Raw genomic sequence first — 11,370 nt, 5'->3', positions numbered from 1 at the left:
ATGATTGATTACGAAATTGTACGCGTCATCTGGTGGGTGCTGATTAGTGTTGTTTTAATCGGTTTTGTTGTCACAGATGGTTTTGATATGGGCGTGGGTATTTTATTACCTTTTATCGGTAAAACAGATACGGAACGTCGTATTATGATTAATGCAATTGCTCCTCATTGGGATGGCAACCAAGTTTGGTTAATTACTGCTGGGGCGGGAATATTTGCCGCTTGGCCTATGGCCTATGCTGCGTCATTTTCTGGTTTTTATATTGCGATGATTTTAGTGCTTTGCGCGCTGTTTTTTAGACCAATCGGTTTTGATTATCGTAGTAAACTAGAGAACTCAAAATGGCGTAATTTATGGGATGGTGGCATTTTTGCAGGTAGCTTTGTACCTGCACTCGTTTTTGGTGTCGCTTTTGGCAACTTATTAGAAGGTGTTCCGTTTAGGTTTGATAACTCTTATCGAGTGTTTTATGATGGTAATTTCTTCGGTTTGCTTAATCCTTTTGCACTATTGACAGGTGTTGTGAGTTTAATGTTATTTGTTGCTCATGGTGGAGCATGGTTACAGATGAAAACATCGGGCGAGCTCTATTTAAGAGCTAGAAAAGCTACACAAATCGCTAGTTTGGTTATGCTAATTGCATTTGTGTTAGCAGGTGTTTGGGTGGCATTTGGTATTCATGGTTATGAAGTTACTAGTGTCATTGATTATAATGCCGCATCTAATCCATTGAATAAAACAGTATCTACTGATGCATCGTGGTTAGCTAACTATATGAATTATCCTATTTTATGGATAGTGCCTGCTTTAGGGGTAATGTTACCACTATTAACCATTCTTTTTTCTAGTTTAAATAAAAATGCATTAGTATTTATTTCATCAGCATTAACCATTGCGTGTGTTCTATTCACCTATGGTATTGCAACTTTCCCATTCATTATGCCTTCAAGCATTATGCCAAATGCAAGTTTGACAATATGGGATGCATCATCAAGTCAATTAACACTTAATATTATGTTTGTTGTTGTTCTTATATTTTTGCCTATTGTTCTTTTTTATACCATTTGGTCATATATTAAAATGTTTGGAAGACTGGATAAAAATCATATCGAAAATAATAAACATTCTCTTTATTAAGGAACTATTATGTATTACGTTTTATGGTTTATAGGACTTATTGCTGCGTGTATGCTATCAGCTATAATTGGCTTATGGGTTGAGCGAGACAGTAGCGAAAAAGAGTCTAATAACAAATAATATGATTTAAAAAGTAATAAAAAAGGTGGCAAATAGCCACCTTTTTATTTTTATGTATGGCTGTTAAAAATAAATGATAATTGTTTTCATTTGGTTTTTTTCATATCATAGTGCAGCGAATTTTGTATTCAGATATAATAGTCTCAAATTTAATTAGTGCGATTTGGACATGAAACAATTTATATGGAATGCAAGAGTTTACTATGAAGATACAGATGCGGGTGGCGTCGTTTACCATGCTAGGTATCTTGCTTTTTTTGAACGAGCTAGGACCGAAATGCTAAGGCAACTTGATATTAGCCAGCAAAAGTTATTACAAGAGGGTATTGCTTTTGTGGTAAAAAAGATGGATATTAGCTACCATTTCCCGGCTCGTTTAGATGATATGCTGACTATTAAGACTAGTGCTGAGCAAGTTCGCAAGGCGTCTATTATTTTTAAGCAGACTATTTTTAATCAAAATAACCAAGTTATCAGCACAGCGGATGTTCTTATTGCTTGTGTGAATATCACTAAGATGAAGCCATGTGGGCTTCCTAAGTTATTAGTTTTGGAGTTTATATGAATATTATTGATCTGTTTTTGCAAGCAGGTTTATTAGTAAAATGCGTTATGTTGTTGTTACTTACTTTTTCTGTTATGTCGTGGGCTATTATATTTCAACGAACTAAGATTTTAGGTAAAGCTAAAAAACAGATTGAGCAATTTGATAATAGTTTTTGGGTTGCAGATGATTTAAATGTTTTATTTGATAAAGCAAAATTTAATAAAGAAGATATTAGTGGTACAGAACATATTTTCTATTCAGGTTTTAAAGAGTTTTCACGACTTTATCAAATTAACCCAAATATGGCAGAATCAGCCTTAGATGGATCATCACGTTCTATGCGTTTAGCAATGAATCGTGAGCTTGATATTTTAGAATTGCATATCCCTTTTTTAGGTACAGTGGGTTCTATTAGTCCATATATTGGTTTGTTTGGTACTGTCTGGGGTATTATGAATGCATTTATTTCTTTAGGCTCTGCTAAACAAGCAACATTACAAATGGTTGCACCTGGGATTGCTGAGGCATTAATTGCCACTGCAATTGGTTTATTTGCTGCTATTCCTGCGGTTCTTGCCTATAACCGCTTGTCATTAAGTGTGAACCGAATTGAACAAAGCTACCTTAACTTTATTGATGAATTTTCAGCAATTTTACAACGTCAAGCAGTTGCTGTCAGGAAATAATTATGAGTAGACGTTCACGTTATACAACTAAATCTGAAATCAATATAGTACCTTTGCTTGATGTGTTATTAGTTTTAGTGCTTATTTTTATGGCAACAGCGCCAATTATTAGCCAAAGTGTCGAGGTTGATCTGCCACAAGCGTCAGAATCTAAAACGGTCTCCCCTTCAGAAAATAAACCAATCATTATTGAAGTGTCTGGTATTGGTATATATTCACTGATTATTGATCAGAACCGTCAATCTAATTTACCACAAGAACAAATTGTTGCAGAAGTTAAGCAACAGATGTCACTTAACGAAAAAGCTGTTTTTTTAGTTGGTGGCGCTAAAGATGTTCCCTATGAAGAAATTATAAAAGCGTTGAATTTATTACAATCTGCAGGTGTTAAGTCTGTGGGTTTAATGACTCAACCAATTTAAATAAAATAATATAGCAAGAAGTCTGCAATGTCTTATAAGTCAAATTCAAAATTAAGTATAGCTATTATCGTATCCATTATATTACACGTGATTTTAATTATTATTTTGGGTTACCGAGCTATGTATGATAACGATGCTAACTATGGTAGCGTTAATGGAAATGCTATTGATGCTATTATGGTTGATCCTTCCGTCATGACCGAACAATATCAAAGACAATTAAAGACACAGGTGAGCCAAAAACAAGCAGAACAACAAAGGCAGCAACAAATAGATGAGCAGGCTCGGAAGCTACAAGAGCAGCAGCTTGCCCAACAACAGCGACTTAAAGAGCTAGAAAAGGAGCGATTAAAAGTTGAACAGCAACAAAAGCAAGAAGCAGAGGCTGCACAAGCTGCGCAGGTAGCAAGGCAGAAAGAAGAAGAAGCTCGCAAAGTAAAAGAACAGTTAGAAGAGCAAAAAAGACAGGCTGAAAAACAGCGTTTAGAGCAACAGCAGGCTGAATTAGCAAAACAAAAAGCAGAGCAGGAAGCTAAATTAAAAGCAGAGCGAGAATTGTTGGATAAACAACGAGAAGAAACTTTGCGTAAACAACAAGAATTGGCGAAACAAAAAGCTGAACAAGAACTTATTGAAAAGCAACGAATTGAAAATGAACGTAAACAAGAAGAATTAAATAAGCAAAAAGAAGAACAAGCAAAAAAGCAAGCCGCTGACAAAGCTGCTGCCGAAAAAGCAAAAAAAGCCGCACAAGCTAAAAAAGATAAAGAACTTGATAATCTGCTAGGTGGATTGACATCAGGCGCACCAACTCCATCAGGTGGTGCCGCTGCTCGTAAAGGTGTTTCAGATGGAGAACTTAATAAATATAAATCTTTAGTTCAAAATGCCATCAGTAATAAGTTTATTAATCCTAACAAATTATATAGTGGTCGAAATTGTGTGTTAGATATTCAAATAGCACCTGATGGCTTATTACTTGATGTTAGTGCAAAAGGTGGTGATGACGCATTATGTCGAGAAGCGCTTGCTGCGACTAAACAAGCTGTAATTCCCAAACCTGCAAGTGGTTTTTATAATCAAGTCAAAACGATGACAATTGACTTTCAACCGAAATAATTTTTATACGCAAACACGATGTTTTCTGAAACTTTTTTACAATAAATTATCTATATCTTCAAATGTGAATATTGAAATTACATTAATCATCCCAATATATCCTCTATTCATTTCGAATCAAGTTTTTAAGTAAAAGAAGGAGCAGAACATGACAACAATTGTCAGTGTCCGTCGTGAGGGGCAAGTCGTTATTGGTGGTGATGGTCAAGTCACGTTAGGCGAACGTATTATTATGAAGGGTAATGCCCGTAAAGTTCGTCGTTTATATAATAACAAAGTGATTGCAGGTTTTGCTGGTGGTACTGCTGATGCTTTTACACTATTTGAGCTGTTTGAGCGGAAATTAGAGATGCACCAAGGACATTTAACTAAGGCTGCTGTTGAACTCGCTAAAGATTGGCGAACCGATAGAATGTTACGCAAACTAGAAGCATTACTTGCTGTTGCTGATGAAAGTGCATCATTGATTATTACAGGTACTGGTGATGTTATCCAACCAGAAGATGATTTAATTGCTATTGGGTCTGGCGGTCCTTATGCGCAAGCAGCGGCTCGAGCTTTACTAGATAATACCTCACTTTCTGCACACGATATCGTACAAAAATCATTGTCAATAGCGGGCGATATTTGTGTATATACCAATAACTTCCAAACTATTGAAGAACTCAATTACTAATCAACCGAATTAAAGAGAATATTATTATGTCTGAAATGACTCCTCGCGAAATTGTAAGCGAACTAAACCAACACATCATAGGACAAGATAAAGCAAAACGTTCTGTGGCTATAGCACTGCGTAATCGCTGGCGTCGTATGCAACTTGATGAAACATTGCGTCATGAGGTTACACCCAAAAATATACTTATGATTGGCCCAACAGGTGTTGGTAAAACGGAAATTGCAAGACGTTTAGCAAAATTAGCACATGCTCCGTTTATTAAAGTCGAAGCGACTAAATTTACTGAAGTTGGTTATGTAGGTAAAGAAGTTGATTCCATTATTCGTGATTTAACTGATTCTGCGGTAAAAATGATCCGTCAAGAAGCGATTGAACGTAACCGTAATAGAGCGGAAGAATTAGCAGAGGATCGTATTTTAGATGTACTTGTACCGCCGGCTAAAGATGGTTGGGGACAAGTTGAAAATAATACTGATTCAGCTGCAAGGCAAGCTTTTCGCAAAAAACTACGTGAAGGTGCACTTGATGATAAAGAGATTGAAATTGAAGTCGCAGGTGTCAATATTGGTGTTGAAATTATGGCGCCTCCAGGTATGGAAGAGATGACGAATCAGTTGCAGTCAATGTTTCAAAATTTAGGTGGACAAAAAACTAAACCACGTAAAATGAAGATCAAAGATGCATTTAAACAGCTAATTGAAGAAGAAGCTGCTAAATTAGTTAATCCTGATGAGCTTAAACATGAAGCTATTGAGGCAGTTGAACAAAACGGAATTGTTTTTATTGATGAGATAGATAAAGTCTGTAAACGTGGTAACTCATCAGGTCCAGATGTTTCACGTGAGGGAGTGCAACGAGATCTGTTACCATTAGTTGAAGGTTGTACTGTGTCGACTAAACATGGCTCTGTTAAAACAGATCATATATTGTTTATTGCTTCAGGCGCTTTCCAAACAGCAAATCCATCTGATTTAATCCCTGAATTGCAAGGTCGATTACCTATTCGAGTTGAATTACAAGCACTAACTAGTGAAGATTTTGAGCGTATTTTAACAGAACCAAATGCTTCGCTTACTGTTCAATATAAGGCGCTAATGGCAACGGAAGGTGTCAATATCGATTTTACTCCAGATGGTATTCGTAAAATAGCAGAATCAGCATGGCAAGTGAATGAACAAAATGAAAATATTGGTGCTCGTAGGCTACATACTGTATTGGAACGCTTGATGGAAGAAGTCTCATTTGAGGCGAGTGAACTTGATGGACAGACTGTTACAATTGATGCTAAATACGTTGGTGATCATTTAGATAAACTTGTTGCAGATGAGGATTTAAGTAAGTTTATTTTATAATTAGCTTATGTTAGGCATAAAAAGGTGAGTTTTACTCACCTTTTTTATTCTTATTTTCTTAGTAATTCTCCTAAGATATCGGTAGCTCTTGATTTAGATTTCGAATGATCTTTAGAATTATGATTCTCTAATTTATCGCGAAGTTTTTCTAAACGTTCTTGTAATTTATCACTTAACACATCGGTAACTAATTTACCAATATCAATTTGGTAACGAAGTTTAGTAAATTGACCATAAATGCGCAGCGGTATTGTTAACTTTTGTAGTTTTGCAATAGTTTCATTTTTAGCATTCCAACCACCTAGCATTTTTAAGTTCAAATTTATATCCAAGTCCTGTTTTAATATTCCGACTCTTCCTGAACCGTCAATGACATCAAGTGTTTCAGAATTAGCGTTTAATGTCGAAAACTCCAAATTTCCCTGTTTCAATTCAGCATTGGCCGAAATTGTATGAAATTCGGTATATTTTTTTTGATTTTCAGGTGTCATGACATCTTTTGAATAATGTGCTGCTGCATTTTGGATAATACTTTGAATATTCAGATTATTGAGTCTTGCATTATTTACAACAATAGCGACATTGCCTTGCAAGTTAGCTAAAAGTTTGGAACCTGATAAGCTGTTACTCTCTAAATCCCCTGTAGCGTTAAATAAGCCTTCTAGATCATGTGCCGTATCCATTTGGTTAAAAAATGTATTTAAATCAACATCAGTTATCTTGGTATTAAGCTTTACAAGTGTATTTTTTTGTTTGCCATTTGCAACACCTGTTGCGACTATATGACCCTTAGCAAAATCTAAACTGATGTTTTTAAATATTGCAATACCGTCATTATTAGTCATATCAATGTTAATATTATTTAATGTTATTTTGTTAGCATTGATCTGTTTAATATTTAACTTAGCTTTAGCGTTAAAAGTATTTAGAAAGCTTAATTCATTATTGGTTTTAGTAATATTTGACACCACAGGTGAAGTTTGTTGGGTCGTTGTCTTTTTATTCGATTTTTCATCTATTTTCAAAAACGAGGAGAGATCGATTTTATCTGAATTTACCTGCACATCTATGTACGGTTTATTTGCTAACTCAGCATTGATAGTACCAGTAAAATAATTGTCATTAATTGAAAAAGATAAATTTTGGCTTTTCAGCAACGTAGGCGTCTGCTGATAGTTAAATACGCCATTTATGTTACCTTTTAGTTCTTTAGTAGAATTAGCGACGCCTTTATAAGTGAAATCAAATTTTTTTAAATTAATTATTGCTTGTTCAGGGAATTGATTTAAATCGACATAAGCATGGGCTATGTATGATGCATCTTGTTGATTTTTATCTATATTACCACTTAGATCGATTGAAATGTTTTTATCTTTATTTTGTTCTACTACTAGATTGATATTTCTGAAGTTAATGAGATCATTTTTATGTTGAAGCACCACAGTACTATCAGCAACTTCAAATTTATTTAAGCTAAATTTCCAACTAGATGAATTTTTTTGATTTTTTGAATCGGATGTTTCATGAGTATTCGCATTAATAGATGGTCTATTAGTATCATTTTTTGCAATATTGCCTTTACTTTCATCTGTAATGTTGATGATTGCTGATTTGATAAATACATTTTTAACTGATAATTTTTTTGAGAAAAGAGGTAATAATTCAACATCTAGTCTCATATTATCTGCTATCAAAATCGGCTTTTGAGCGCCAGTATCATATAGTTTTACTGAATCGGTTAGAATACTTATTTGTGGCCATATATGCCAGCGCAAATTGCCATCAATAGATAACTCATAACTTGTTTTATCTTTCACTGTATCAGAGATAAACCCACGAAAGTTGTTAGGATCGACAAAAACAATAAGCGAAAAAATACTAATTGTGATAAGTAAAATTAAGGCAAAAAGAATAACCAATATTTTTTTGATCATATTAACGTTCCTTTGTTATAGTTATAAACCGCTTAGTCTTTATCAATACGACTGGCGACAGCGCCATGTTGGTCTTTATATTTTGCATCTTGCCTTCTATTATATGGCCTTGCAGCAGATCCTGTAAGTGTTTCAAAACTGAGGGCTCCGATTGTCATGCCAGGCCTAAGTGCTAATGGAATTTTTCCTGAATTATAAAATTCTAAAACAATTTGTCCTTGCCAACCCGGATCGATACGATGAGCTGTAACGTGAACCATAAGTCCTAGTCTGGCAAGCGATGAACGTCCATCTAACCAACCAACCAAATCGTCAGGAATAGTGACTGATTCTAATGTTACAGCTAATGCTAATTCACCAGGGTGTAGGTAAAAGGCATCCCCCTCAGGTAATATCATTTCTTCACTCATTACTCGTTCTAACACAGCTGATACTTCTTCTTTAGGTCCACTTAAATCTATATAAGGTGTGGTATGTTCTCGGAAAGTTCTAAATTGGTTACCTAATCTAACATCAACTGTCGCACCATTAATACTGCTTTTAGCAGGTTGTGGTGTTATTTTTAATTTACCATTTTGCAAATACGCTTCGATATCTCTGTCGCATAATCTCATGAGTTATCCTCAATTCAGCTTGTATTGCTTTATTCTAACAGGTTCTTTTAGTGGCGTCGATGTTAGTCGTTTAAGGCTTTAGCACCCATGCACGTCCATAGTGGTTATAATATCCTGCTAATTTACCTGGTTTATCACCAATGCCCAAATAAAGGTCAAAATGTTGTCCTTTTATCGCACCGCCAACATCGAGTGCTACCATCAGTCGAGTTTCTCGTCTACCTCGATATTGTCCATTTTCATCAAGAAGTGGTACATCGACTAATACTACAGACCCTATAGGAATAATAGATTTATCTGAAGCAACTGATGCATTTGCAATCAAAGGTACTTCTGCTGCGCCTGTAACCTCAGCATTATATTGTGGTTTGAAAAAAACGAATGAATGGTTTTGAATTAATAAATCTTTAAGTTGCTTTTCATGTTTATTTTCAGCCCAAGCTTTAATTGATTGTATCGACATGTTTTCTTTTGCTATTTCACCTTGTTCTACTAATAATCTTCCTATACTTGAATAACCATGATTATTTTTACCCCCATAGCAGAAGAAAACTAAAGGCGAGCCATCTTCAAAATCAACATAAGCACTACCTTGTACTTCCATAATGAAGTTATCCATTAAAGAGTTACTATAAGCAATTTCAAGATCCTTTCCAGCTAATGCACCATCATAAATTTGTTCGCGATTTGGTAATTGTTCGCCACTGTTATCAGGCATTTTGTAAATAGGATATTTAAATTCTGCGGTTGGTTGATGCCTTGCTTTGATTATCGGGGTGTAGTAGCCTGTCAAATGCACATTACCGTATTCATCTTGTCCAGCCATTTCATAACTGTTAAGTCCAACTTTGTAAAATTCATCAGTCCTTAAAGAGTGGTTTATCCATTCATCTATAGCCTTATAAACTTGTTCATTTTTACGATATAAAGATGGGGATGATGATTTAATTTTTTCAATTTGAATAATATAGTCTGATATATTAACTGGAATACTTAATTGAGGGTGATTTATATTAAGTGGTAAAGATAGTTTTCCATCTTTATATTGTTGACCTTGATTGATTGGTTTATTTGAATTGTATTGGCTACCAATTAGAAGAGATAAGACAAGTAAAACACATAAAAAATAAAAACGATAATAATGGCTGTTTTCTTTCATTTTGGTAAATCATATATAATATGTTAAGTAATATAACTAGTTATGCTACACAATTCTATTATAAGAAACTACCAATAATTATGAAGTAACCATAAAAATTTTTCATAAAGATTCAGCTTGCGATTTAACGTTGGAGACTTTATAGTCCTATAATAAAAGAAATATTAGAACATTTTGAAAACTAAAGGTAATAAAAGCGATGAGCATTACATCCTCAAAGCATGATCTAAAGCGAAACCTTTCTAATCGTCATATTCAATTAATTGCAATCAGTGGCGCAATTGGCACTGGCTTATTTATGGGCTCAGGAAAAACAATTAGCCTTGCTGGACCTTCTATTATTTTTGTGTATATGATTATTGGTTTTATCCTTTTTTTTGTTATGCGCGCGATGGGGGAAATTCTGCTTTCTAATTTGAAGTACAAGTCTTTTAGTGATTTTGCCAACGACCTTTTAGGCCCTTGGGCGGGTTTTTTTACTGGTTGGACTTATTGGTTTTGTTGGGTGGTTACAGGTGTTGCGGATGTTATCGCAATTGCTGGTTATGCTCAACATTGGTTCCCAGAATTACAATCTTGGATACCAATGTTATTAACGGTTGTCTTACTATTAACCTTAAACCTGTTAACTGTAAAAATGTTTGGTGAGACAGAGTTTTGGTTTTCAATGATTAAGATTGTTGCAATTTTAGCTCTGATTGGTATTGGACTCATGCTTATTGTAACGGCTTTCCATTCTGAACAAACTGATACCACAGCTACATTTTCAAATCTATGGCAATACGGTGGTTTTTTTCCTCATGGTACTATGGGTTTTTTTGCTGGATTTCAAATTGCCATTTTTGCTTTTGTGGGAATTGAATTAGTTGGTACAACCGCTGCAGAAACAGTTGATCCGAGCAAAAATTTACCTCGTGCTATTAACTCCGTGCCAGCACGTATTATTTTTTTCTATGTTTTTGCTTTAATTATTATTATGAGTGTCACACCGTGGACGTTAATTTCTCCAAATAAAAGTCCGTTTGTTGAATTATTTACTTTAATTGGTTTGCCAGCTGCCGCAAGTATTATTAATTTTGTAGTACTGACATCAGCAGCATCTTCAGCTAATAGCGGTATTTACTCAACAAGTAGAATGCTATTTGGACTTGCTAAAAAACAAGATGCGCCAGAACCTTTTGGTAAATTATCAAGTCGTTCAGTGCCAGCGAATGGTTTAGTATTTTCGTGTGCTTGTTTATTTGGTGGTGTGGTTTTGATTTATTTAGTGCCTGATGTTATGGAGGCCTTTACCATAGTAACCACAATTTCCGCTATTTTATTTATGTTTATTTGGTCGATGATTCTTATTTCTTATATTGCTTATCGTCGTAAAAAATTAAACTTGCATGAACAATCTCAATTTAAAATGCCTGGCGGGATTTTGATGTGCGGTGTCTGTTTAGCTTTTTTTGCTTTCATGATTGTGTTACTTACTTTCGAGGCTGATACCCGCCAAGCATTAGTAGCCACACCTATTTGGTTTGCTATTTTAGGTGTGAGCTATTTTATTCGCTCTTTAAAACGCCAATGAATCTAAACTCAAAATGGCAGGGAACCCT

Annotated in this window: 12 protein-coding genes; 9 read left to right on the top strand and 3 right to left on the bottom strand. The window is 34.9% G+C overall.

Features of this window, described 5'->3' with window-relative positions:
• From cydB to hslU, 8 genes are all read left to right on the top strand, one after another.
• A complete protein-coding gene (gene cydB, locus GYY69_RS08885) occupies positions 1 to 1,137 on the top strand; it encodes a cytochrome d ubiquinol oxidase subunit II (protein WP_174797351.1) in 1,137 nt (378 codons plus the stop codon).
• Positions 1,138 to 1,146: 9 nt separating this feature from the next.
• Positions 1,147 to 1,257, top strand: a complete 111-nt coding sequence (locus tag GYY69_RS08880) for a cytochrome bd oxidase small subunit, CydX/CbdX family (protein WP_174797350.1) — start codon at positions 1,147 to 1,149, stop codon at positions 1,255 to 1,257.
• A 163-nt stretch (positions 1,258 to 1,420) separates the two neighbouring features.
• Positions 1,421 to 1,822, top strand: coding sequence for a tol-pal system-associated acyl-CoA thioesterase (gene ybgC / locus GYY69_RS08875; protein ID WP_446718895.1), 402 nt, complete (start codon positions 1,421 to 1,423; stop codon positions 1,820 to 1,822).
• A complete protein-coding gene (gene tolQ, locus GYY69_RS08870) occupies positions 1,819 to 2,490 on the top strand; it encodes a protein TolQ (RefSeq protein WP_174797348.1) in 672 nt (223 codons plus the stop codon). Before ybgC ends, tolQ begins: the two co-directional genes overlap by 4 nt.
• Before the next feature lie 2 nt (positions 2,491 to 2,492).
• Entirely contained in the window at positions 2,493 to 2,912 is a 420-nt protein-coding gene (tolR, locus tag GYY69_RS08865) for a colicin uptake protein TolR (protein ID WP_174797347.1), read from the top strand.
• 27 nt (positions 2,913 to 2,939) lie between these two features.
• Positions 2,940 to 4,031 (top strand): cell envelope integrity protein TolA, encoded by a 1,092-nt coding sequence (gene tolA, locus GYY69_RS08860; protein WP_174797346.1) that lies wholly within the window; start codon positions 2,940 to 2,942, stop codon positions 4,029 to 4,031.
• A 148-nt stretch (positions 4,032 to 4,179) separates the two neighbouring features.
• Positions 4,180 to 4,707 carry an ATP-dependent protease subunit HslV gene (hslV, locus tag GYY69_RS08855; protein WP_025316169.1) on the top strand — a complete coding sequence of 176 codons (528 nt, stop codon included), beginning with the start codon at positions 4,180 to 4,182 and terminating at the stop codon, positions 4,705 to 4,707.
• A gap of 26 nt (positions 4,708 to 4,733) precedes the next feature.
• Positions 4,734 to 6,062 carry an HslU--HslV peptidase ATPase subunit gene (gene hslU / locus GYY69_RS08850; RefSeq protein ID WP_065637340.1) on the top strand — a complete coding sequence of 443 codons (1,329 nt, stop codon included), beginning with the start codon at positions 4,734 to 4,736 and terminating at the stop codon, positions 6,060 to 6,062.
• 50 nt (positions 6,063 to 6,112) lie between these two features.
• On the opposite strand, the gene asmA is transcribed toward hslU, so the two are convergent.
• The 3 genes from asmA to mltA all read right to left on the bottom strand — a co-directional run bounded on the left by asmA (position 6,113) and on the right by mltA (position 9,769).
• Positions 6,113 to 7,996 (bottom strand): outer membrane assembly protein AsmA, encoded by a 1,884-nt coding sequence (gene asmA, locus GYY69_RS08845; RefSeq protein WP_174797345.1) that lies wholly within the window; start codon positions 7,994 to 7,996, stop codon positions 6,113 to 6,115.
• A gap of 32 nt (positions 7,997 to 8,028) precedes the next feature.
• On the bottom strand, positions 8,029 to 8,610 hold the full coding sequence (dcd, locus tag GYY69_RS08840; RefSeq protein WP_174797344.1) for a dCTP deaminase: 582 nt from the start codon (positions 8,608 to 8,610) through the stop codon (positions 8,029 to 8,031).
• A gap of 70 nt (positions 8,611 to 8,680) precedes the next feature.
• Positions 8,681 to 9,769 carry a murein transglycosylase A gene (mltA, locus tag GYY69_RS08835; RefSeq protein WP_174797343.1) on the bottom strand — a complete coding sequence of 363 codons (1,089 nt, stop codon included), beginning with the start codon at positions 9,767 to 9,769 and terminating at the stop codon, positions 8,681 to 8,683.
• Between the two features lie 199 nt (positions 9,770 to 9,968).
• Between mltA and cycA the strand changes: the two genes are divergently transcribed.
• A complete protein-coding gene (cycA, locus tag GYY69_RS08830; protein WP_174797342.1) occupies positions 9,969 to 11,342 on the top strand; it encodes a D-serine/D-alanine/glycine transporter in 1,374 nt (457 codons plus the stop codon).
• The last annotated feature ends 28 nt before the right edge of the window (positions 11,343 to 11,370 follow it).

The organism is Gilliamella sp. ESL0250 (genome assembly GCF_013345045.1).
GTDB classification, from domain to species: Bacteria; Pseudomonadota; Gammaproteobacteria; order Enterobacterales; family Orbaceae; genus Gilliamella; species Gilliamella apicola_H.
The sequence above is the reverse complement of the archived record's forward strand: the minus strand, read 5'-3'. Positions and strand labels throughout refer to the sequence as shown.